This window comes from uncultured Fibrobacter sp. (assembly GCF_947305105.1).
Classification (GTDB): domain Bacteria; phylum Fibrobacterota; class Fibrobacteria; order Fibrobacterales; family Fibrobacteraceae; genus Fibrobacter.
The window spans coordinates 18,633-42,468 of sequence record NZ_CAMZCS010000028.1; the positions used below are offsets into that span (position 1 = coordinate 18,633).

The window sequence follows — 23,836 nt, forward strand, 5'->3', positions numbered from 1 at the left end:
TACAATCCAACAAAAAGCCTTGCCAAAACAGGACATTTTTTCTATATATGGGTCAACCTCGACGCGGGGTGGAGCAGTTGGTAGCTCGTCGGGCTCATAACCCGAAGGTCGCAGCGTTCAAGTCCTGCCCCCGCTACTACAAAAGGACCTGGAATACTCCGGGTCCTTTTGCTTTTGTGTCCAATAATGAAGCGATTTTATTCAGCGTTCTTGACGCAACGCAGCGAATATCCCGTGGATTTCAGGTTGTTGTACACGCCCAAGAAATCCTCGTTCGCAAAGTAGAGATTCCAGTAAGGCGCACGGCCCGCCTCGGAAGCCTCAGTGGCGACCCAGAAGTTGCAATCCTGGCCTAGATAGTTGAACACTCCGTTAGAATTGCGGTAACCGCCCGGCACAGCGCCGAACCCGAACCGGTCTGTTCCCGGCGGGGCCTCGTCACTCTCTTCCCAGCCATCCTTTTTCTTCAGGCTGGTCCCGACGCCCTCTACAACGGAATCCTTGAGATCTTTCAACCTCTTGCGCAAACTGGAGTAGAGAGACTTCATCTCAGCGCTTGTCGGCACATGCCAGCCTTCAGGACAAATTCCACGACGTTCCGCCGTGAGAGAATCCTTTGCGGACTTGTTCAAGAAGGAATCGTCAAGCCCTACAGCCGTAGTCCACTTGTAAAGCCTGCCATAAGCAGAACAATTCTCCTGCTTATCCTCGTAGCACCAGCTTCCGGGTGCATTGAACTTCAGGTTTTCCGCCATCCAGAGCTGCCCACCCAAACGGACAGTGCGGTAAATACGGCCATCGCGTTTGTCGCACAAGCCCGCATTCAAAGCCTCGGCGCACAAGTCCGGTGCCACAGACGAGGACGACGGCACCGGCTTAGGAGGACGCGGTGCCATCGAAGACGAACTTGGCGGAACCTCAACACTAGTCGGCACAACGACTTCGGAAGACGACGACTCAATCTCCTCCGAAGAGGAGGTTTCAATAATCAGTTCTGACGAAGAAGATAACAGAGGCCTCGGCATTTCCTTGACATCGGAACATGCACAAAACAAAGTCGCCAAAACGGCAACAGAAAATGCGGGAATTAAGCGATAATTCTTCAATTTTTTCCTTCTTAGTTATCAAAGAATATATAAAAATCAGCCAAGATGCGCTAGATTTTCCCAAAAAAAGCCCCATTCCAAACGTTTATTATCAATATTTGAGCCCCCTCGGGATATATCTCAGCCTGGTAGAGCGTCTGCTTTGGGAGCAGAATGTCGTCAGTTCGACAAAATACGCGGTGAACGAAGGCAACCGAAAAAAATTGCTTTGATTAAAAAAATTTGAGCGAGACCAAGTGCAGGCAGGAACGAAAAGAGGCGAATACTGGAGGTATTTGCCTCTTTGAGTGACGAACCGGCACGCCGGTCGCAGCCAAATTTTTGAAAATGAATTTTTTGAGGTTGCCTAAAGTGAATAAAAGCGTATTTTGCGCGGCATCTGTAAGGATGACGCCCGAAGGGCAAAATGGAGCAAAGCGACATTTTGCAATCTGGCTACCCAAATTATAAAAACTTCCTAGAGAAACTAGAATTTCCAAGAAAAAGTTCCATTCCGGGCGTTAATTTGCTATATTTGAACCACCTCGGGGTGTAGCTCAGCCTGGTAGAGCGTCTGCTTTGGGAGCAGAATGTCGTCAGTTCGAATCTGGCTACCCCGATACAATAAATGCACCCCTCGCGGGTGCATTTATTGTATCTCAGGTAGATAGTGAGAACTGACGAAGTCAGTTCAACATTTTGCTATCTGGCTACCCCATTTACCACCATATCCAAAAAGAACGACGAAGTCAGTTCGACAAAATTCGCAATCCTCTCTCCCCTGTATCATATACCTTCCGAGTGATTCATTTAGCCTATTTTCTTTTCACTTTCCAAATTTTTTAGCGAAATTTGAGAAAGAACAAATACTTTGTATCATCAACAATGTTTTCCTCGAGAAAAAAAATTTATATATGAATCATCAGAATGGAGGTCTTGAATGAAGCCGATAACCGAATATCAAGATTACCGAAAATACTTATTGGACTACTTTGACTGGCGCAAAAGAACATCCGCATTCTCGTGGCGCGAATTTTCCAAACAGGCCGGGTTTGCATCGCCGTCGTACATCAAGCTCGTCTGCGACGGCAAGAGTTCCCTCAGCCGTGTGGGCGTGCCTCTGGTTGCGGCAGCCATGAACCTTTGCGACTACGAATGCGACTATTTCAAGTACATGGTCGACTTCACGAACGCGAAAGATGACGACAAGAAAAAAGAAGCCTTCCGCAAAATGGAAGAAATCGCGAAGGAGCAGCATGCTCGCGTTCTCAATGCAGATGCGTTCGACTATTACGAATCGGCAGTGAACTCCATCGTCCGTGAATTGGCTCCGCTGATGCCGGGAGCGCTTCCGGGCGACATCGCCAAAAAAATCAAGCATAACTTTACGGCTCAGGAAGTCCGCGACGCATTGAAACTCTTGGTCAAGCTCAACATCCTCACGACCCAGGGCAAGGATGCCTACAAGCAGACCGACAAGATCATCACCGGTTCCAGCGAATCGCTCATGCTGGCGCTGCGTTCCATGAACCGCCAGATGATCGACCTCGCCCGCGAGGCCATCGATAAAGTCAAACCGGCAGAGCGCAACATCTCGGGCGTGACCGTGGGCGTCGATGCCAAGGCGTTGAAGCGCATATCGGACGAAGTAGACCGTTGCCGCAAAAAAGCCATCGCCATTGCTGGCGAATGCGACAACGCCGACCAAGTCTACCGCCTAAACTTGCAACTTTTCCCGCTGACAGAAAAAATATAAGGAGGATCACATGAATTTCAAAAAACTTATTTCGATTTCTTTTGGTACATTGGGTATAATCGGCGCATTAAGCGCCTGTTCCAGCGACGACAACGTTGCGGGTGCCGACGAACAGCCCAACACCATGGCAACGCAATCGAGTTCTTCCCAGGAGCCCTCATCTGCAAGCCGCACAAATGACTTGTTGGCCAGTTTAAAGAAATTCAACAACAAGCCCGAGCCTGTCACGATTTCTATTTCGGAAACAGGAAAAACCATCGAAGATACCGTCAACGCCCAAGCATCTTTTGATGCAGCCTACCAAGCAATTGTAGCGGACGATTCTATCACATGGATTAACGTGGAAGAACATCAAGACGTGTGCAACTCGGACAGTTGTTACGCTCTTACAGCAATGCTGGACAGCGAAAAAATAGTGCATGGTCCCATCGGTTTCGGGAGCAGTCCCATAAACAAACAAATCGTCTGCTTAAACAACAAAAAGTTGTTGTACACTATAGGATTCGGAGATGGCTACATAGAAAAAACCTTACTAAAAGAACAAACCGACTACCCAAACGATTCCATCACCATGGATCAATTTAAAGATGAATGTAGCGAAGAAAACGGAGAATTCTATTCTGCCGTAAGCAAGGCAAAAGGTCGACCGATAGAAATCACCGAGGAAGGGACCGTTTTTGCTCCTGACGATATTGATTCCACAGGAACCTGCAGAATTGAGTTTGTAAAACACCACTGTGACCCGGAAACAGGAATCTGCGAAACCGAAGAAATCCCGGCAGACACAACCTTTGGATACAGAGATCCCTATTGGGAAAAACATGTCAAACATATTTTTGACAATTGCGTATCCGAATTAGAATCCTAGCCTAATTCTCAAATTTTTCTCAAGAATGCACCCGTTTGGGTGCATTTTTTGACCCTTTACGATAAATCACCCACGTAATCTAAAATAAATTATATTACCTTATTGTAAGAGGGATTTTATTATGAGAAAACTTTGTCTTCTTTGGTTAGCTGCATTTCTGTTGTGGTCCTGCGGTGACAGCGAAAGTACAACTAGTGCAACAAACATCATCGACATTGATAAACCCCATGTAACAAAATCTTCGTCAAGTGAAGAAGAATCCTCATCAAGTGAAATTCAGAGTTCATCCAGTTCTGAACCCGATGAGGATGAATCATGCAGTTCTAGCACAGAAGAAAATGAAGAATCTTCGTCTATTGACCAGGAGAGTTCTTCTAGTTCTAAAAAAGCAAGATCAAGTTCTTCCAAGTCTAAATCAAAGTCTTCAAGTTCTAGCAATTCAAAAACAAAATCGTCCAGTTCAAGCAACTCTATAACTAGTTCTTCTAGTGTAGCGTCCAGCAATCCCGCGCAAACATCTTCTTCATCAATATGCATAACAGAAGTTTCCCCCATTCAAATCCTGCCACTTACGGCCAAACCCAATGCAAATAAATCTGAATTCACCTTTACCGGCGGAGCCGTCATGAGCGAAACCGAAACGTGTTATGAACACGAGACTGAGGCCGAGCTGTTTTTTACAAATGTTCGTCTAGAACTTGTCCGTGTAAACGAACATGGCCAGAACGAAGTAAGTCCAATTAAACTCCAATATACGCCGCCAACATTGCCTGCGACAGTAATTAATCTTGCTGAAATGGGAGTAAAAATAAGCGATTCGGCAAAAACCCAATGCGGAAATTTCAAGTTGTTCGTTGATTTCACGGCGACGGACGACCCCAATAATCCTGAGAGGTTTCTCGGCTGGGATTCCATAGAATTCGTTCGTGAGCCCATATACTGTGAGGCGGAACCGAAATCATCCTCCAGCGCTGCTATAGACTCTGTCGTGCGAAAAGTTGAAATTAGGCAATTTAACGGTCTAATGTCCACTTCGGAAACTAGAGGATATTCGTTCAAAGAAGATGCCGAGGTCCCTATAGAGCGAGCCCAAATTCAAGTGAAACAAGGGCGAGACGGAGGACTAATGCTCTATGGCGTTAATGGTCACAAAGTCACCATGTACGACAATTTCAGAGACAGAACTACCTACAGTGATGATTGGTATAGTGGCGACCTACCCCCCTCTCCCGTCCACACGACCGATTTCAAATTTACAGAAGCTAATCTCACAGACTCAACTTATTTCGATGTGGACGCATTCTGGATAGTCATTGGCCCTGCCTTCAACAAAGAAACCGCAGAGGATTTTTACACCATTACACTGAAAACAATGGAAAGAGCAAACGAAGAAGGTGTCCGTCCGTTAAAAATTATCTACTACAAGAAATAGCGAATTACATCCATCATAATACAACAGATTGCATCTAACGGAGAATATAAAAGACACCGTTTTTGGGGTAAAAGATACGCCCCAAAATATCCAGAAAAATTTGTTTTCGTATTTTTTCACACGACTTCCCACCCCCGTTAATTTAGTTTTATGTATTTTTATGGGGAATAGTTTATCCAGGATAGTAGCAACATGAAAAAAATCGCACTCTTGGCCGGGACCTGCGCTCTGTTCATTCTTGTCGCCTGCGGCGGCGATTCCTCCACAAGTGCGTCGAAAAACGACCTGTCCGACCCCGCCGAAGCAACCGCTCCAAAAGAAACGGACCCAAAAGATTCCGGTAGCACCGTAAAAGAAGCGGCAGAAGACTCCGACATTATCAGCGACGGGGATTCCACAAATGTGTCCACAGGAAAAAGTTCTTCTTCCGTAAAAGCAGAAAACACATCTTCTGCTGAACAAACAAAGAGTTCTTCCTCCGTAAAAGCGAGAAGTTCCTCTTCTTCTGTAAAAGCAGCGAGTTCTTCGTCCGAAACGCCTGTTGGAACTTCTTCTTCCGCCAAGGAAGAGACTGTTGTTTCCTCCTCCGGCCCGTTCAATCCCTGCAGCGAGGCCCCAGCCCTTAAAGAAAACTGGAAATACTTGAACCCAGACGTTCAGTATGGCTGTTTCAAGGATTCCAGAGACAATCAATACTATGCGACCGTCAAAATCGGCAATTATACCTGGATGGCCGAAAACCTGGCATACGATTATATATATGCCCCCCGCACACAAGATTCATGGTACGGATACAGCAAAAAAGGAGCCGATGACCAGAATCACCGAGGATACCTGTATACCTGGGACCTCGCGATGGCCGATACAAACTGCCGCAGAGAAAACTTATGCAAACCACGAGGCCAAATGCGCGGCCTCTGCCCAGAAGGGTTCCACATTCCCTCTTACTGGGAATGGCAAGACCTTTTCAATGCCGTTGGCGGAGTAGACATAGCAGCCCGCGAACTCAAGTCTACAGAGGTTTGGGACAACACGGCAAAAGGTACAAACAAGTACGGTTTTAGCGTGATTCCTAACGGGCCTCGATACGGAGCAGGGTATTCCAATCCTGTTGATTTCAATACAGACTTTTGGACTTCCGAAGAAACCGGAAAGAATGTAACCATTTCCATAGTTTTTTTAAGCGACGACAAAGTCAATTCATTGGCATTTGAAAATAAGGAATACGGCTTTTCCGTTCGCTGCCTCATGGATCATCCAGAACAAGAAACGCCCCATTCTGGCATACCCCATGATCCAGATAAATTATACCAGTGCGACGAAATGCTAATGGACGACATAAATACCTGGCATTTCAAAAACGAATCACAAACTGAATTCCAGTACTTTATTGACGACCGTGATTCAATATCTGTTCGTATAAAAGACTCCTATTCAGATCACACATCTAAATCAGGCTACGCCAACAACGAGTACGATCTTTACATTATGTTCTGGGCAGCCTTGAACAGCTGTTTGCCACGCTACTAACACCGCGACCCCCTCCCCTCGCACCAGCAATACGGAATGGCTTGACAGAGCCATGCAAAAAAAGTGAAAAAATGTGCAGTGAACCTATTGACATTTGTCCAAGAGTGCACTATATTTATATACGATGTCGCAAAAAAACAACCAACTGCGAGGCTAAAGATGGATTACACAAAGAAAAAGGAACTGACAAGCCGTCAAGAAGAAATCCTGGAATACATCAAGAAGTACTCCAAAGAGAACCACATGCCGCCGACCGTGCGCGAAATCGGGAACCATTTCGAGATTTCGTCTACGAACGGTGTACGCTCCATCCTCGCCGCCCTCATCAAGAAGGGCTACATCAACCGCTCTCCGCGCCTCAGCCGCGGGATCGAAATTCTTTCGTCCGATGCTGACGCTTCGGAAAACCAGGCACCGAGCAATACCATAGAAATTCCCATCGTCGGCCGCGTGGCCGCCGGTACGCCTATTCTCGCCGTGCAGAACCTCGAAGGCACCGTCACCATCGACCGCGACTTCCTCGCCTGCCGTAGCGACGTGTTCGCCCTCCGCGTCAAGGGCGACTCCATGATCAATGCAGGCATCTTCGACGGGGACCTCATTTTCGCGCGCCAGCAGAAAAACGCAGAACAGGGCGAAATCGTCGTCGCGCAGATTGACAACGAGGCGACCGTCAAGTACTACCACCCCAGTTCCGACCACATCGAACTGCGCCCGGCCAACCCGAAATACCGCCCGATTATCGTGAACAATCGCAAGGACTTCTCCATTGCAGGTCGCGTCATCGGCGTGATGCGCAGGGTCAGCTAAGCCCTACCGGCCAAACAACGACCAGCCCGCACATTTTATACAACATAAAAAGGACCCCTGAAGGGTCCTTTTCATTTTAGACTTGTGCGAGATTTCGCCTATTCGAAATCGGCGAACTCTTCTTCGGCGTCCTTGATGTCGGCGGCATCCGGTCCTTCGCCAAACTCGCTATCATCCTCAGCCTCGTCCAGGGAGTCACCCCCCATGGCGCCCAGCTGGTATTCGACCTTGCGGGCTTCCTTGGACTGGCCCAACTTGAGGATTGCGGCGCACTCTTCGCAGTAACCCAAGTGCTTGTCTACCCAGAATTCGGGAGAGACCAGATTCTTGTTGCAGCGGGTACAAATCTGGGTTGCCGCTTCGCGGGTAAACGCGAGATTCTGTTCTTCGAGTTCCTTGAGCAAGCGCTCGGTCAGTTCTTCCTGCGTTTCTTCGGCGAGGGAAATCTTGTGACGGATAGCCGAGGTCGGCTTCATGTCGAGGTTCTTCATTTCAGAAGAAACCTTCTTCTTGTTGGCGCGTTCCTCGTTCTCATCGATTTCGAAGAAGAAAATGGACTTGTTCAGTTTTTTCCCGCCTTCGAGGAGGACGGCGTAAGGGAGCTCGACCTTTTCCTTGCCCCCCTTCTTGGCCTTCACTTCTTCGGCGACTTTCGAAGTATCTTCGACAGGAGCCTCTATTTCAGGCACATCTACTTGCGGTACTTCTTTCTTTACGACCTTGACTTCCGGCTCGGGTTTCGCGACCGGCTTGGCGGCAGGCTTTGCGACCGGCTTAGCAGCAGGCTTTGCGGCCGGCTTGGCAGCAGGCTTGACCGCCGGCTTAGCAGCGGGCTTTGCAGCAGACTTAGCAACAGGCTTTGCACTCGGCTTCGGGGCCGGTTTTGCAACCGGTTTCGCCTTCGCAGCCGGCTTGGCAACGGGCTTTGCAGCAGGCTTCTTTGCCGGAGCCTTCGGAGCGGGCTTCGAACTGGACTTTGCCACCGGCTTAGATGCAGGCTTTGCAGCCGGTTTGGCGGCAGGCTTCTTTGTTGCGGCCTTCGGTGCCGGTTTGGACGGTTTCGTCGGCTTGGCTGCGGGCTTAGCCGACTTCGGAGCAGGCTTTGCAGCAGGCTTGGACGCAGACTTCGCGGCAGGTTTGGCAGCCGGCTTCTTTGCCGGAGCCTTTGGAGCGGGCTTAGGGGCAGCCTTCTTAGCGACAGGCTTCTTTGCCGGAGCACTCTTTGCAGCGGAGTTTTTCGAAGACACTTTCTTAGAGCTCATACTTATTTCTTTTCCAGAATTTTGATGTTTATAATTCTATCAAACTGTTCAATGCGGCACACGACGTCGTGGCCCTTGGTGACACGGCCAAACACGGTATGCTTCCCGTCCAGGTGATGCTGGGCCATCTGCGTGATAAAGAACTGCGAGCCGGCCGTATTCGGGCCACGGTTCGCCATGGAGATGACGCCATATTCATGGAGCAACTTGTTCGGTTCGTCGTCAATGGTATAGCCCGGACCGCCGGTCCCGTTCGCATCGGGGTCACCGCCCTGAATCATGAAACCGTTGATAACGCGGTGGAACGTCAAGCCGTCGTAGAAACCCTTCTCCGCAAGGTCCACAAAATTGGCGACCGTATTCGGAGCTTCCTTGAAGTTCAAGTCAAGGACAATCTCGCCCTCGTCGGTGGTGATTGTCGCCTGAATTTCCTTGATTCCTGAATAATCTTTGTTAAACACCTTCCCCTCGGCAAACGCCAGGGAACATAGCCCGAAAAGGGACAGAAAGAGAATGAATTTTTTTACCACGTTCAGAACTCTCAATGTTGTGCAGCACAACGCACGGAATGTGCATCCCAAATATACAATTTTTCAAATCAAATATTGCGCCGGGCATGCGGTGGCCCTCGTCAATCGCCTATTTTTCTATATTTACCCCCAAAAAAGACTCACAACGATATTCTTATCGCACCTATGCCGCAAAACGACAACATCAGAAATTTCAGTATTATCGCCCACATTGACCACGGCAAATCAACACTTGCCGACCGCATGATCGAACTGACCAAGACCGTCTCGAAAAACGAGATGACGAACCAGCTCCTGGACGACATGGATTTGGAACGCGAACGCGGCATCACCATCAAGGCGCACGCCATCCGCATGGTGTACGAACGCGACGGCAAGGAATATATCCTGAACATGATCGACACGCCGGGGCACGTGGACTTCACGTACGAAGTGAGCCGCTCGCTCGCCGCCTGCGAGGGCGCAATCCTCGTGGTGGACGCAAGCCAGGGCATCGAAGCGCAGACGCTTTCTAACCTCTACCTCGCACTCGAAAACGACCTCGAAATTATCCCGGTGCTCAACAAGGTCGATTTGCCGGGTGCCCAACCCGACCATGTGGCACAGCTCGTAGGCGACCTGCTGGGCTACGACCCCGACAGCATCCCGCGCATTTCCGCAAAGACGGGCCTCAACGTGGAACAAGTACTCGACAAGATTGTCGACGAAATCCCCGCCCCCAAAGGCGACAGCGGCAAACCGCTCAAGGCGCTGATCTTTGACTCCGTGTACGACTCCTACCGCGGCGTCATCAACTACATCCGCATTGTGGAAGGCACGCTCAAGGCCGGCATGAAAATCAAGATGATGAAGACCGGCGCCGAGTACATGGTCACCGAAGTCGGAACCTTCAGCATGCGCCGCGACCCGCGCGACGAACTTTCCGAAGGCATGGTGGGCTACGTGCTCGCGAACGTGAAGACGATTAGCGACGTGAAAATCGGCGACACGCTCACCGACGCATCGAACCCCGCCACCGAACCGCTCCCGGGCTACAAGGATATCTTGCCGATGATCTATTCCGGCATCTACCCCATCAACCCGGAAGACTACAAGGACTTGCGCGAAGCCCTGGAAAAGCTCCGCCTGAACGACTCCGCTATCAGTTGGGAACCGGAAACCTCCGAAGCGCTCGGATTCGGCTTCCGTACAGGCTTCCTCGGGCTGTTGCACATGGAAATCGTGCAAGAACGCCTCGACCGCGAATTCAACGTGGACATCATCACCACAGTGCCGAACGTGGAATACCATGTGTACATGAGCGACGGCACGATGGTGAAAATCGAAAGTCCCTCCAAGCTCCCCGACGCAAGCCGCTACGACCACATCGAAGAACCCTACGTGAAGGCGCAAATCTTCACGCCCAAGGAATACGTGGGTGCCCTCATGACGCTCTGCGACGAGAAGCGCGGCGAGTTCGAGACCATGGAATACATCGACGAAGCGAAGGTCATCCTCAAGTACAACCTGCCACTCGCCGAAATCATGTTCGACTTCTACGACCGCCTCAAGTCGGTCAGCCGCGGCTACGCCGGCCTCGACTACGCCCCGAGCGAATACCGCAGGAACAACCTCGTAAAGCTCGACATTCTGTTGAACGGCGACCCGGTGGATGCGTTCTCCGTGATTATCCACAAGGACAAGGCGCACACCTACGCGAACGCCATCTGCGTGAAGCTCAAAGACCTCATTCCGCGCCAGCAGTTCGACGTGGCCATCCAAGGCGCAATTGGCGGAAAGATTATCAGCCGTTCTACCGTGAAGGCAGTGCGCAAGGATGTGCTTGCCAAGTGCTACGGCGGTGACATCACCCGTAAGCGCAAGCTCCTCGAAAAGCAGAAGGAAGGCAAGAAGCGCATGAAGAGCATCGGCTTGGTGGAAGTGCCGCAGAAGGCGTTCCTCGCCGTGCTTTCGCTTTCGGACAACTCCACGAACAACGGCGACTAATTTATTTTTCAAAAGCGATGGCATACCTGGACAGAAACGTGAGGCGCTTACAGTGGAGGACATCCAAGTCCCGCCTCTTTGTTGCTGTCTTCATTATGCTCGTGGCCTTCACCGGAGCACTCGCCATCCGCTACTACGCCGTCGAACCGATTCTTTTGCAAGACACAGCCATGCAGCCCCGCATCAAGAAGGGCTCGCTAATATGGGTCTGTAGGCTCCCCCAGTGCATCGACAAAGCGACTTTTGGCGAAATTGTCTGGGCCAGGCAACCGAACAACGAAACACTTGTCCGCAAGATTATCGGCTACCCCGGCGACACTATCGAAATTTCGGACAAAGGGCGCATAAAGACAAAGCAGAAGCGCTTTATGTGGCGTGGCGAAGATTCCTTTATCGAAACGCGCAAGTTCTACGTTCCCAGGCAAGGCGACACGATACTCCTCTCCACGCTCAACGACGTGGAAGAAGACTACATTCTTAGGCTGATGAACGAGCAGGGGCTCCCCATCACCATCAAGTCGACCCTTTGGCAAGGAAACCGCGAAATTTCCATTGAGCGAATAGGCTCGACCAAGCTGGGGCACCGCCTCGTGAGCTTGAAGGAGCTGGATGTGCTCCCCTGGCAAGACCGGCGACTCATCGAAATGCAAATCCGCCAAGCAGAACCCGGCAACGCACCAATTAAGATCAAGCGCCAGTTCTTCGTCGAAGGCGATTCCGTCCCGATGGACACGTTCATCGTCGCAAGCGACAACTACTACCTCGCCTGCGAACAAGGGAACCATTGCGTCGACTCGCGTGAACTCGGATTTTTCACCAAGGAAAGGATTCTCGGGCGCTACATCAAACAACCCGACATCGTAAAGCAATTTGTCCTAAAAAAAGCGCAAGAGTTTCAGAAGACATTCTTCCCCATCAAAAAGAAAGAAGCCGAGAAGATTCCTCCGAAAGAAGAACCTAAAAAGATCAAGAGCGAAGTTGAGACCATCAAGGTAGAAATCGACGAGAACGGCGAAACAAAGCCTATCCGGGATATCAAGCCCAACAACGGCCCCGAACGAGTCCAACAAATCAAAAGGCCACACGCCATCAAGGCAATCGATCCCATAAAGGAGCCCACGAAAGGGCAAAAAAAATAACCCCGGACAGCGCGAACCATCCGGGGCAAATTCCAACTAAGGTAAATTAGTCGAGCGAGTGGACCAGCAGGCCGTCGCGGAGCTTGGGTTCAAACCAAGTGCTCTTGGGCGGCATGATTTCGCCGGCATCGGCAATGTTCATCAGCTGGTCGAGCGTCGTCGGGTACATGGCGAAGGCGCAGGCACATTCACCGCTATCCACGCGCTTCACAAGTTCGCCCAGGCCACGAATGCCACCGACAAAGTCGATGCGCTTGGAAGTACGCGGGTCGTCGATATCGAAGAGCGGTTTGAGGATCAGCTTCTGCAAGAGAGCCACGTCGAGGCTATCAACCGGGCCCAGGTTCTTGAGGTATTCTGCCTTGAAGCTGCAAGCATACCACTTGCCGCCCATGTAGAAGTTCACCTGGTTCTGCTTGGCAGGGCTCTGCATGCTGTCGAGTTCGACAATATCGAACACCTTCTTCATCTCGGCCATGAGCTGTTCCGGAGTACGGCCGTTCAAGTCCTTGAGCACGCGGTTGTAGTCGAGAATCTTGAGCTGGGTGCTCGGGAAGAGGATGGCGAGGTAACGGTTGTATTCCTCGGCACCCGTATTGTTCGGGTTCTGCTGAGCGCGGTAGCTTGCGGCGCGGGCGCCGGCAGCGCTCCTGTGGTGGCCGTCGGCGATGTAGCTCACCGGCACAGCCTCGAAGGACTTGCGGATAGCTTCGATTTCGGCGTCATCGTCGATAATCCACACCGTGTGGCCAAAGCCATCGCCCTTGCTTACGAAGTCGTAGACCGGCGGACGCTTGGTCACGGCGCCGAACACGTCGAACTGGCCCTGGTCGCGGTAAGTGAGGAACACCGGACCGGTGTTGGCGTTCGTGGCGAGCACGTGACGCAGACGGTCTTCTTCCTTGTCGGCGCGGGTAAGTTCGTGCTTCTTGATGATGCCGTTGAAGTAGTCGGCGGCGGGCACGCAGCACACCAGGCCGTACTGTTCACGGCCGTTCATCGTCTGGCGGTAAACATAGAGGCAAGGCTTCTTGTCGTAGGCAATCACGCCATCGGCAATCATCTTGTCCAAGTTCTCGCGGGCATGCGCATAGACCTTCGGGTCGTAGGCGTCCACGGAGTCGGGCAACTCAAGTTCCGCACGCGTGACGCGGAGATAGGAGTGCGGGAGCCCTTCGGCCATAGCTTTGGCCTCGGCGCGATTCATCACGTCGTACGGGAGGGCGGAAATAGTTTCGGCTTCGGCCGGGTTGACCGGACGCAAGGCCTTGAACGGATAGATGTGCATCATAGGCTTCTTTCCTTTGTGGGATTCCTTAATTAAAACTTCGTCCTCAGAGATGAGGTTGTGGATGTAGCCGGTCTTGCCGTCAATCCATTTCTTCTTGCGGTAGCTCACCACGAAATACGCAATGGCAAAGAACACGAACGCCGTTGCAGCGGCCATGATGGTGATACCGATTAGGAACGCAATCAAGTGATCGGCGGCATTCACCCAGAGGTTCTCGAGAATCACAGCGCAGTTGCGTATGGACATGCGCTCGAACTCGCCCAAGAAGTCAAAGGAGATGGAGTCCGGATTGTAAATCTTGCAGCCGATGTAGTATCCGCCCGGGTAGAAAAACCCGAACTGCGTAACAGGATTCGCGACAAAATCCGCGATAACGCCAGGAACCTTGGGGAGCCTGAAAACGGCACAAAGGGCAACAGTGAGAATAATGGCAAAACCAATCGTGGGCCAAACGCCAATAAAAACACCAATAAACACGGACCACGCAACCTTGAGGGCATCTTGGCGGCGCGGGAACATACGATTATAGTAAATACGGCTGAGTCGCTTGTACTTCGACTCATTACGATCAATAGGGGTGTGCTTAAAACGAATCATTGCGTGCCAAATATAGAAAATTAGGGGCTAGAATCTAGGGGTTAGAGGCGATGAGGTCGGGGCTAAAGCCCCTTTGAGGTGTGAGGAAAGTAGGAAGTAGGAAGTAGACAGTAGACAGTAGGAAGTAGGACAAATGCGTAAGGCGAGTGCCGCGGTCAAGCTTGCTTGAACATGGCCGAGCCGAGCATTTGGTACTTGAGCTATACGAAACTTGGCAATTTATTGCCTTAGTTGAGTTATCCTCTATGAGGAGTAGCGAGAGTACAAGTAGGAAGTGGTTAGGGGTTAGGATCTAGGGAGAAATATCACGGCTTCGCCGTCTGTTACTAACGCACGAAGTGCGTGATTCTCATTCACTAGCCTCGAGCCTGGAGGCTCGAGCCTCATACCTCATCGCTCATTGCTCACTGCTCGGGCCTCGAGCCCCGAGCCTTTTTATATATTTTACAATCTATGAAGCATTTGATTTCCAAAGAGGGTTTCGAAAAACTCAAGGCCGAATGGGAACACCTCAAGTACGAGGAACGCCCCGCCATGATCAACCAAGTGCAGGCCGCCGCCGCCGAAGGCGACCGCAGCGAAAACGCAGCCTACACCTACGGCCGCATGCGCGTCCGCGAGATTGACCGCCGCCTGCGCGAACTGGACCGCATCCTGGATGGCGCAAAGATTGTCGAAAACGTCGCTCCCGAAGACGGATCCATCAAGTTCGGTGCGACAATCAAGATGGTGGACATCAAGACCAAGCGCGAAAAGACTTACAGCATCGTCGGTGAAAAGGAAATTGACCCGCTCAAAGGCCGCATCAGCATGAAGTCGCCCATCGGCGAAGCGCTGCTCGGCAAAAAGAAGGGCGAAACCGTGCAAGTACAAGCCCCCCGCGGAACGATTACTTACGAAATCCTGGAAGTTACTTATTAGAATCTAGAGAATAGGATCTAGGGGCTAGAGAAAATTTAGACGCACGAAGTGCGTGATTCTTATTCACTAGATCCTAATCTCTAGCCTCTAACCACTAGCATCATGTTCATCGATACTCACTGCCATATTGATTCCTACGAGCGGCATGCCGGCGAAAGCTTCGACGCCCTCCTCGCCCGCATCCCTAGCGACACAGACGATAAAGTTCAATTACCCGAAGCGTTCATCCACGTAGCCTGCGACCCTGCCGATTTTGATTACGCCCGCGAACTCAGCGAGAAATACCCGAACGTCTACACCGCCTACGGCATCCACCCGGAATACGTCGAAACAGAAACCGCCGAAGACGAACTGCGCATGATGGAATTTCTCAAGCACCCCAAGTGCGTCGCCTGCGGGGAATTCGGGCTTGATTACCACTATGGTGCCGAAACAAAGGCAAAGCAAGTTGAACTGTTCGAGCGACACCTGCAACTCGGCATCGAAAGCGGCAAACCCCTGGTACTACACCTGCGCGAAGCCGACGACGATGCACTCGCCGTACTCCGTAACGCCGATATCCAAGGCAAAAAAATCCATGTCCATTGCTTTACAGGTTCGCCCGAATTTTGCAAACAAATGCTCGACCTGGGTTCCAAAGGCGTCGAAATCTATGTTGGCTTTACCGGAATCATCACGTTCAAGAACGCGCAAAACGTCCGCGATGCTGCCGCTATCGTACCACCAAGCCAAATGCTCCTAGAAACGGATTCCCCCTACATGGCGCCCATCCCCTACCGTGGCAAACCATGCCATTCCGGCTATATCCCTTACATCGCGCAAGCGCTCGCCACAATAAAAAATTTGCCCGTAGAGGAACTCTACAGGCACTGTCGCGAAAACACTCGCCACTGTTACGGCATCTGAAACGCCATGGAAACCTGCGAAGGGGTCGACTCCCCTTTGTAATGCCTGCGCAAGTACGCAAGCGCCGCCTCGGAATTGAGCGGTTTGCTGAAGTAGTAACCCTGAATAAACTGGCAACCCTCGCTCCTCAAGAAGTCGAGCTGGTCGCGAGTTTCGACGCCTTCGGCAATCAGGCCCATATTCATTGAATGCGCGATGCCGATAACCATGCGTGCAAAAGAAGCGTCTTCTTCGTCGTCTGTCACGTGGTCGACAAAAGACTTATCCATCTTGAGAGTATGCACCGGGAAGCGCTTCAAATAGGCCAGGCTGCTGTAACCTGTACCGAAATCGTCTATGGAAATCTGCAAGCCCATGCTGGCGAGGGCGCGCATCATCTTGATTGTCTTCTCCGATTCACGCAAAGCCGTATATTCCGTAATTTCGAGCTTCAAGTTCTTCGGGTTCAGTTTCGTCTCTTGCAATATGCGTCGGACATCATCGACCATGTTATCAAGCGCAAACTGCTTGGCACTGAAATTGACCGACACCTGGATATTCTCGTAACCCATGTCGACCCAAATCTTGGTCTGTTCGCAAGCCATACGCAGAATCTGGGCACCCATCGGGACAATCAAACCCGTTTCTTCGGCAATAGGAATAAACTCACCCGGAGAAATCACGCCCCGTTCACTGTTGTTCCAGCGGACAAGCGCCTCGAAACCGACAATGCGGTCACCGTTGACAATATCCACAATGGGCTGGTACACCAACACGAATTCGCGAGCCTGTATAGCCCTGCGAATTTCAAATTCCAGCTTGTAGAGGTTCATCGCCTTTTCGCGGATTCCACCCGTAAAGAACTGCACCCCACCATGGTTGACGCCCTTCTTCATGTCGCGCAAGACAGCGTTCGCATTCGCCAGCAAGTCTTCTACACAATCGCCGTCCTTGTTCACCACAACAGACATCGAAACACTGATGTAGAGTTCCTTACCCTCCAATTTAAGAGGCATCTTGACCTTGGCGTGGAGATTGCGCACAATGGAAATAAGTTCCGCATTGACATCACTCCCTTGGATATTCCGGAATATCAGGGCGAACACATCCGGGCCAATTCGGGCAACGCAATCTCCCGAACGAGACGAAGCGTTGATGCGGTCGGCAACAATTCTCAAAACTTGGTCACCCACGTCGATGGAATAGGAATCGTTAATCGCGGCAAAGCTGTCGATATCCAAAAGGGCAAGGGCAAAAATATAGTCCGGACGGTCCGTAGACTTCTTGACATCCTTCGCAAGTTCATTCAAGAACTCCTGGCGGTTACTCACGCCAGTCAGCGAATCACATGTCGAAAGGAAATCATTTTCACGAACGAGGTTGCGCGAATCCTGGATAGCCGAAAGAGAACCGATTACACGAATCAGGAGCCCGGCCTCGTTGCACTGCGGACGCCCCGAAATGACAATCGCCTCGCAATTAGCCATTTTATTCAAAAGGCGCATGCGAATCGTGAAATTGCGTTTTTCATTCAGGCATTCCTGCAAAGACTTGCGGAAAGACTCCCAGTCACTTTCCAGAACACACCCCTTCACCACTTCGAACGAATCACCCAGGGCATCTATACCAAGAATTTTGCCCACCTTGTTCGACCAGAATACCTTATTCGAAGAAACATCAAATGTCCAGAACCCTTCAGAAGAAACATCAATCATCATCTGGAAAAGTCGATCTTTCTCGATGAGGTCCCGTTCGTAATTACGAATGGGTTCAAGAACGACCTCATTCACATTGACATCGCTACGGATTTTTTTCTGGGAATTAGAAGAAGGGAATCTATAAAAAACGGCAAGGTAATCCAAAAACAGAATGGATATGACATAAGGAATAACAACGACAATATTATCGGAATGTTCCACAAAGTCGGGAATAACCGCAGCAAAAAGGAAACTGGTTATCAACAGTGCGAATCGCAAAACAACATGTTCATCAAAAAGTTTCATTTATGCTCCAAATTATTGCAAAAAATATACATTCAAAAACAAAATGGGTGCAGAAATAATGTTTATAAAAAGAATACATTCTCTTTTCAAAAAACAACCAGCCAAAAAATCGCTCCAAAACGCCCAAAATCGCCCCAAAAAACGGCTTTTTTGAGCACTGCATATAAAATAACATAAATAAAGGCGATAACGCAAGTGTGAGCCAGCCCACACAACGAACAAACGAAAAACATGACGCCAATCACATTCGAAGGAAAATGGCTCCAGGCTCGGGGCACGAGGCTCGAGGCAAGTGAATGAGAATCACGCACTTCGTGCGTTAATAACAGACGGCGAAGCCGTGATATTTCTCCCTAGTCTCTATATCCTAGCCTCTAGATTCTCTAATGGAGATTGCTCCAGGCGCGAGGAATTTAATGGGAACAAAAAAGCCCCCGGCTTTGAACCGGAGGCCTTTGTGTTGTTACTCAAAACTGAGAACTGATAACTCAAAACTGAGAACTCAAAACTGAGAACTGATAACTCAGAACTATTACACCGCACCCTGCCACTTCATGGCATCGGCAACCTTGAGGAAGCCGGCGATGTTTGCACCCATCACCAGGTTGCCCTTCTGGCCGTACTTGACAGCGGCAGAGGAAGCAGCGGCGTAGATGCTCTTCATGATACCTTCGAGCTTCTTGTCCACTTCTTCGAACGTCCAGGAGAGACGTTCGGAGTTCTGAGACATTTCAAGGCCGGAGGTAGCCACGCCACCAGCGTTAGCAGCCTTGGCAGGTCCAAAGAGAACGCCAGCCTTCTGGAAGGCTTCGATAGCTTCCGGAGTAGACGGCATGTTAGCACCTTCGGCAACGGCCTTCACGCCGTTAGCGATAAGGGCCTTGGCACCTTCGAGGTCGAGTTCGTTCTGAGTTGCGCACGGAAGAGCGATGTCGCACTTGACCGTCCAAACACCCTTAGAACCTTCGTGGTATTCAGAACCCGGAACGAGCTTAGCGTATTCGCTGATACGAGCGCGCTTGTCGTTCTTGAGGTCGAGAACGACGTCGAGGTTGATGCCGTTCGGGTCGTAGATGTAGCCGTTGGAGTCGGACATGGTCACAACCTTGCCACCGAGCTGAGTAGCCTTCTGGCAAGCGAACTGGGCAACGTTACCGGAACCGGAAATCACGACGGTCTTGCCCTGGAAGGAGTCGTTAGCGAGGTCCTTGAGCATTTCGCGAGTGAAGTAGCAGAGGCCGTAACCGGTAGCTTCGGTACGAGCGAGAGAACCACCGTAGGAGAGGCCCTTACCGGTGAGAACGCCCACAAATTCGTTGCGGATGCGCTTGTACTGACCGAACATGTAACCGATTTCGCGAGCGCCAGTACCCTGGTCACCAGCCGGAACGTCCGTGTCGGCACCGACGTGCTTGCAGAGTTCAGTCATGAAAGACTGGCAGAAACGCATCACTTCGTTGTCGCTCTTGCCCTTAGGATCGAAGTCGGAACCACCCTTGCCGCCGCCCATGGGGAGCGTGGTGAGGCTGTTCTTGAAGATCTGTTCGAAGCCGAGGAACTTGAGCATGGAGAGCGTAACTTCGTTACGGAGACGGATACCGCCCTTGTAAGGACCGATAGCGGAGTTGAACTGCACGCGGTAGCCGCGGTTGACCTGAACGTTACCCTTGTCATCGAGCCAAGGCACGCGGAAGGTGATCACGCGTTCCGGTTCGACGAGACGGTCGATCACGCCGTTGGTTTCCCAAGACTTGTCCTGTTCGAGGACGGGGTCGAGGGATTCGAGGAATTCGCGGACAGCCTGGTGGAAGAGGGCCTGGTCCGGATCACGGGCGACGACCTTGTCATAGACTTTCTGAAGGTAAGCATTCTTGATTGCCATTTTATTTATCTCCGTTGAGAGTTTTGATTGTTAAAGTTTTTAACGGGTCTAAAGATAGCAAACCCGCGACAAAAAATGAAAAAACCAGCCGGAAATCTTCAATTTCTTACATTTTTGTAAGTTAGTATTTTGCAAGTTTTATAAATTGCCTTTTTTCGTTAAATTTCAAGGCATGAAATAGCAAAAACCTACATTTTTGTAAGTTTGCAAATTTACCTATCAGAAGTAAAAATCATTTTACAAAATAAAGCGGGAGATGCCCGGTCAAGCCGGGCATGACAAGGGAAGAGCCTAATTATATGACCAGCTACTTTACGCAGTCCACGAGCGTTTCGTGCAGGATGCCGTTCGAAAAGACGACCTGTTCGCTGTCAACGAACTGCATCGGGGAGCCGTCAATGTGCGTTGACTTTCCGCCAGCCTCTTCGACAATCAGCGCAATCGCCGCAATGTCCCACGGGTAGCTCATCGTCATCACAAAGCAGTCGATGCGGCCACACGCAGTAAAGCACCCCTCCACCACTGCCGAACCAAAACATTTCACGCGCTCGAACACTTCTGCCTCGCGAGCAAAGTTACGCGAATTCTGCGAATTGATCTTTTCGGGATTGCCCACGTTAAAATCGCCGTTCGAAACTATGGCGTGTACTGGGTCCGCTTCGTCGCTCACATGGATAGCCTTGCCATTCATGAAGGCACCGCCATCCTTCATCGCCGTAAACAGCTCGCCAAGCCGGGGCAGGTTCACGACCGCGACCAACGGTTTGCCCTCGAGATGGAGAGCGATGGAAATTCCCCAGAACGGAATGCCGCGGCTAAAATTGACCGTGCCGTCCACCGGGTCGATAATCCAGCAGTAGCGCGGATCCGCGCCCTCGATGACGCCCGCTTCTTCGGTGCGGATGGAATGCGTCGGGAATGCGTTACGCAATCCTTCGACAATCAGTTTCTCGCTCGCGATATCGGCGCGAGTCACAACGTCTTTCTTGGACTTGTATTTTACGTCGCCCAAGTTGTTCTGGAATTCAAGGCAAAGAGCCCCCGTCTGTTTCGCGAGAGCTTCTGCAACAGATAAAAATTGTTGATAATCGGACATATGGGTTAGCGATGAGCTATGAGCGGCGAGCCATGAGGGACTACTCACGGTCAGCTTATTCAGGGTATGCGCAGCAACGGAAGCCAATTGACGACGACCTGTAGAACGAGGATGCCTCTCTATAAACCACTTTCTCGCCCGTGAAGAAGACCTTCTCGACATGATCAGGCACATACACCAAGCCGTTGGAGATGGTTTTCAGCCATTCGTCGCCACCATTCTTGTATTCCGCATAAGGCACATAATCGACACCGATGGAGTTCCCGTTGGAATCCTGCACATCGAAGAACTGCAGAGAATCCTTGAAATCCTTCTTGGTCAGCTTTGCATACAATGTGCGCGAAGTATCCACTTCGAATACCGTATCCACCTTGGTCCCTTCGCGGTAAAGGTAAACAGGATCTACCGTATAGCCAACACGTGTGAAGAACGGGAAGCTACGGCTTGTACACCTAGAAATGGATTCACGGTCTGAACCAACGAAAACTTTATAGCTAGCGCCTTTGACTACAGCCGCAGTATCCTCGGAACGGCCCATCACCCATTCCTGATAATGCCCAGGCATATCATGGACACCCATCGGGTTTACGCAATGGCGATTGCGCTTGGATACATCAGCCGAAGCGAGAGAATCCTCTGTACCGACATTGCACATTTTATAAAGGTATTCCACGGCATCGGACGCAGAATCCTCTATCACACCATAGTCAAGGCGACCGCCAGACAAACAAACCAGTTCCCAATCGCGCTCGTTGCACAGGGAAACCTTAAAACCATCTGCAGATACTGCCTCGCAGGCCGCGACAGCCTCGGAGTGGAGCACGTTGCGAACAAATTCTCCAGAATCGTTCTGATGCTCATATTTTTCCATGCAGAACTTATTCGTATCAGAAAAAGAAACAGGAACGAATCCTTCGGGGCATTCTATTTCTTGAGCCAAAGCTCCCGGAGAAACATAGAGGGTATCAATCAACGCATGGGAATAATAACCAGACGCATCCCTTGAACGTATGCGTAGAATAATCGTATCACCCGGAGCGACCCAACGAATTGTATCGACGACAAATCGACCGCCGTCGACGACAACCATTTCGCCATCGTCCCAATCATATTCTTTAATATAATGCTCACTGGAGCCACCCGCAAAGGTGACCGAATCCCAAGTCCCACTGGAAGGATTGTATTGTCTAATTTCATAAGACGCTACAGTATCGTAGCAATCATAAATCAAGCACTCTCTCGGGAACTCCAGTACAGAATCAACCTTGATTCCATGATCTTTTATAACCGGATCGACAGAACGGCTCCAGAAAATGCGCATACGGTTATTGCTATCCAATTGCACAAAGCCAGACCCAGGGTACAGCGAATCTTCTATTGTGAAGATCGATGTTGGCATAAGCGGCGCAATGGAATCTGTCGTGAGAATTGCTTTAGTCACTTCTTTCGAATTATTCCCCGAAGAATCCCACGAAGTAATTCCAATGGAATAATGGGATTCCGCACGGAGCCCCTTGATTGTGAGCCTAAACCAGTTAGCAGAATCGTTCTCCGAATCATAGCCTTTCCCGTCAAGGACGACAAGACGGAGCTTATTCTTATCCTTTGAAGAATGCGATGCAGAATCGACGATGATGCTGTCGTGGTAAAAATCAATCCTCGCATGGCGGATGGTATCCGAGAATGCGCCTTCTATAGAAATTTTAGCTTTCCGCAAGTCCTCTTCTGTATTTTCCGACGAAATGACAACGTTGTAGCCGACAATCGGTCCGGATATTTCAGCCGGAGTATAGAAGTCCGTCTGATCCGTCGGGCGAGACCATTCGAACCAGGCACCCGTAGTCCAGATTGAATCGTGAATGGCGACAAGCGAAGGTTCCTGAGTATCGCCCAAAAGGAGAAACACTCTCTGGACAGCCCCCGGATCCCCCTTGGAATACTTGCAGAATAGGGCAACCTGGAGACTGTCGTAGCCTTCCTTGAGGTAATCCTTGACCTTTTCGGTCAAGTCAATCGTGTCGTAATCCTTGCCCTTCTTGCTATCGTATTCTATAACCGAATCGGCCTTATCGCGTTGCGAAGCAGAAACCGACCTAGACGTATCGTCAACAACGGTCGTATCGAGCCACAAGAGGATAGACTCAAGCCTATCGGTCTTGATCGGGTAACGGAAACTGATCCGGAAACATGTATCTACAGAATTGGCCTTAACACCACAAGACCGAGTGACGCTCATTTCCATGACTTCGCGATCAAACGGGTAATCCGTACCATCATCGTCATCGGAACAAGCAAAAAACATGGACGCCAGCAGCGGGAGCATCAAAAATTTGAAAAAACGCATAATCATCGTAGCTTAATTTAGCAAAAAACCGGACGCTAGAGGCGTCCGGCTTTCAAATTCAAACGAAGTAAAAGTTAGTTGGCTTCGTCCGGATAGACGGAGACCTTCTGACGCTTCGCATCGAGGCGTTCAAACTTCACCTTGCCATCAACGAGGGAGAACAGGGTAAAGTCCTTGCCCATACCGACGTTGGTGCCCTTGTGGAAGTGAGAACCGCGCTGACGAACGATGATGTTGCCAGCCTTGACGGTTTCGCCCGCGTACTTCTTGACACCAAGATACTTGGCGTTACTGTCGCGGCCGTTACGTACTGAACCTTGACCTTTCTTATGTGCCATGGATTAAGCCTCCTTAGCCTTGCGGAGAGAGTTCTTCTTGACCTTGGCCGGCTTGGCGATGCCCTGAGCGATCTTTTCCTT

Annotated in this window: 20 protein-coding genes, 2 tRNA genes and 1 pseudogene; 11 read left to right on the forward strand and 12 right to left on the reverse strand. The window is 50.5% G+C overall.

The window, feature by feature from the left end; all coding sequences use genetic code 11:
• The first annotated feature begins 62 nt into the window (after positions 1-62).
• Positions 63-136: transfer RNA gene (locus Q0Y46_RS11570), tRNA-Met, on the forward strand.
• 61 nt (positions 137-197) lie between these two features.
• Here Q0Y46_RS11570 and Q0Y46_RS11575 read toward each other — a convergent pair.
• Entirely contained in the window at positions 198-1,106 is a 909-nt protein-coding gene (locus tag Q0Y46_RS11575; protein ID WP_297947529.1) for a fibrobacter succinogenes major paralogous domain-containing protein, read from the reverse strand.
• Between the two features lie 212 nt (positions 1,107-1,318).
• The gene (locus Q0Y46_RS11580; protein WP_297947531.1) at positions 1,319-1,585 is read right to left on the reverse strand and encodes a hypothetical protein; all 267 of its coding nucleotides are present in this window, start codon (positions 1,583-1,585) and stop codon (positions 1,319-1,321) included.
• A 46-nt stretch (positions 1,586-1,631) separates the two neighbouring features.
• Between Q0Y46_RS11580 and Q0Y46_RS11585 the strand changes: the two genes are divergently transcribed.
• The 3 genes from Q0Y46_RS11585 (at position 1,632) to Q0Y46_RS11595 (ending at position 3,709) form a co-directional block, all read left to right on the forward strand.
• Positions 1,632-1,705 (forward strand) — tRNA-Pro (locus Q0Y46_RS11585).
• 320 nt (positions 1,706-2,025) lie between these two features.
• Positions 2,026-2,841 (forward strand): TIGR02147 family protein, encoded by an 816-nt coding sequence (locus Q0Y46_RS11590; protein ID WP_295684120.1) that lies wholly within the window; start codon positions 2,026-2,028, stop codon positions 2,839-2,841.
• Between the two features lie 10 nt (positions 2,842-2,851).
• Positions 2,852-3,709, forward strand: a complete 858-nt coding sequence (locus tag Q0Y46_RS11595; RefSeq protein ID WP_297947533.1) for a hypothetical protein — start codon at positions 2,852-2,854, stop codon at positions 3,707-3,709.
• A 276-nt stretch (positions 3,710-3,985) separates the two neighbouring features.
• Here Q0Y46_RS11595 and Q0Y46_RS11600 read toward each other — a convergent pair whose 3' ends face one another.
• Complete coding sequence (locus Q0Y46_RS11600) at positions 3,986-4,246, reverse strand: hypothetical protein (RefSeq protein ID WP_297947535.1); 261 nt, start codon at positions 4,244-4,246, stop codon at positions 3,986-3,988.
• 88 nt (positions 4,247-4,334) lie between these two features.
• Between Q0Y46_RS11600 and Q0Y46_RS11605 the strand changes: the two genes are divergently transcribed.
• The 3 genes from Q0Y46_RS11605 to lexA all read left to right on the forward strand — a co-directional run bounded on the left by Q0Y46_RS11605 (position 4,335) and on the right by lexA (position 7,481).
• Positions 4,335-5,141: a hypothetical protein gene (locus Q0Y46_RS11605; RefSeq protein ID WP_297947537.1), complete on the forward strand. Its 807-nt coding sequence runs from the start codon at positions 4,335-4,337 to the stop codon at positions 5,139-5,141.
• A gap of 192 nt (positions 5,142-5,333) precedes the next feature.
• On the forward strand, positions 5,334-6,671 hold the full coding sequence (locus tag Q0Y46_RS11610; protein WP_297947539.1) for an FISUMP domain-containing protein: 1,338 nt from the start codon (positions 5,334-5,336) through the stop codon (positions 6,669-6,671).
• Positions 6,672-6,830: 159 nt separating this feature from the next.
• Positions 6,831-7,481, forward strand: a complete 651-nt coding sequence (lexA, locus tag Q0Y46_RS11615; RefSeq protein ID WP_297947541.1) for a transcriptional repressor LexA — start codon at positions 6,831-6,833, stop codon at positions 7,479-7,481.
• A 98-nt stretch (positions 7,482-7,579) separates the two neighbouring features.
• On the opposite strand, the gene Q0Y46_RS11620 is transcribed toward lexA, so the two are convergent.
• Entirely contained in the window at positions 7,580-8,743 is a 1,164-nt protein-coding gene (locus Q0Y46_RS11620; RefSeq protein ID WP_295684134.1) for a hypothetical protein, read from the reverse strand.
• Between the two features lie 2 nt (positions 8,744-8,745).
• Complete coding sequence (locus Q0Y46_RS11625) at positions 8,746-9,204, reverse strand: peptidylprolyl isomerase (protein ID WP_295684137.1); 459 nt, start codon at positions 9,202-9,204, stop codon at positions 8,746-8,748.
• A gap of 234 nt (positions 9,205-9,438) precedes the next feature.
• Here Q0Y46_RS11625 and lepA point away from each other — a divergent pair, with 234 nt between their 5' ends.
• Positions 9,439-11,259, forward strand: a complete 1,821-nt coding sequence (lepA, locus tag Q0Y46_RS11630; RefSeq protein WP_297947544.1) for a translation elongation factor 4 — start codon at positions 9,439-9,441, stop codon at positions 11,257-11,259.
• Positions 11,260-11,276: 17 nt separating this feature from the next.
• The gene (locus Q0Y46_RS11635; protein WP_297947547.1) at positions 11,277-12,398 is read left to right on the forward strand and encodes a S26 family signal peptidase; all 1,122 of its coding nucleotides are present in this window, start codon (positions 11,277-11,279) and stop codon (positions 12,396-12,398) included.
• Between the two features lie 46 nt (positions 12,399-12,444).
• Here Q0Y46_RS11635 and Q0Y46_RS11640 read toward each other — a convergent pair whose 3' ends face one another.
• Positions 12,445-13,689, reverse strand: coding sequence for a DUF1015 family protein (locus Q0Y46_RS11640; RefSeq protein WP_366522527.1), 1,245 nt, complete (start codon positions 13,687-13,689; stop codon positions 12,445-12,447).
• Between the two features lie 99 nt (positions 13,690-13,788).
• Positions 13,789-14,286, reverse strand: a pseudogene (locus tag Q0Y46_RS14960) (DUF2062 domain-containing protein); the annotation flags it as partial.
• 453 nt (positions 14,287-14,739) lie between these two features.
• Between Q0Y46_RS14960 and greA the strand changes: the two are divergent.
• Complete coding sequence (gene greA, locus Q0Y46_RS11645; RefSeq protein WP_295685330.1) at positions 14,740-15,207, forward strand: transcription elongation factor GreA; 468 nt, start codon at positions 14,740-14,742, stop codon at positions 15,205-15,207.
• Between the two features lie 102 nt (positions 15,208-15,309).
• The gene (locus Q0Y46_RS11650; protein WP_297947550.1) at positions 15,310-16,113 is read left to right on the forward strand and encodes a TatD family hydrolase; all 804 of its coding nucleotides are present in this window, start codon (positions 15,310-15,312) and stop codon (positions 16,111-16,113) included.
• Here Q0Y46_RS11650 and Q0Y46_RS11655 read toward each other — a convergent pair.
• The 5 genes from Q0Y46_RS11655 to rpmA all read right to left on the reverse strand — a co-directional run bounded on the left by Q0Y46_RS11655 (position 16,101) and on the right by rpmA (position 23,755).
• A complete protein-coding gene (locus Q0Y46_RS11655; RefSeq protein ID WP_295685326.1) occupies positions 16,101-18,095 on the reverse strand; it encodes a bifunctional diguanylate cyclase/phosphodiesterase in 1,995 nt (664 codons plus the stop codon). The two genes, Q0Y46_RS11650 and Q0Y46_RS11655, sit on opposite strands and share 13 nt — an antisense overlap.
• A 532-nt stretch (positions 18,096-18,627) precedes the next feature.
• Entirely contained in the window at positions 18,628-19,977 is a 1,350-nt protein-coding gene (gdhA, locus tag Q0Y46_RS11660) for an NADP-specific glutamate dehydrogenase (protein ID WP_297947552.1), read from the reverse strand.
• A gap of 307 nt (positions 19,978-20,284) precedes the next feature.
• Positions 20,285-21,073 (reverse strand): inositol monophosphatase family protein, encoded by a 789-nt coding sequence (locus tag Q0Y46_RS11665; RefSeq protein ID WP_297947554.1) that lies wholly within the window; start codon positions 21,071-21,073, stop codon positions 20,285-20,287.
• A 55-nt stretch (positions 21,074-21,128) separates the two neighbouring features.
• The gene (locus tag Q0Y46_RS11670) at positions 21,129-23,423 is read right to left on the reverse strand and encodes a hypothetical protein (protein ID WP_297947556.1); all 2,295 of its coding nucleotides are present in this window, start codon (positions 23,421-23,423) and stop codon (positions 21,129-21,131) included.
• A gap of 68 nt (positions 23,424-23,491) precedes the next feature.
• Positions 23,492-23,755, reverse strand: coding sequence for a 50S ribosomal protein L27 (gene rpmA / locus Q0Y46_RS11675; RefSeq protein ID WP_297947558.1), 264 nt, complete (start codon positions 23,753-23,755; stop codon positions 23,492-23,494).
• Between the last annotated feature and the right edge of the window lie 81 nt (positions 23,756-23,836).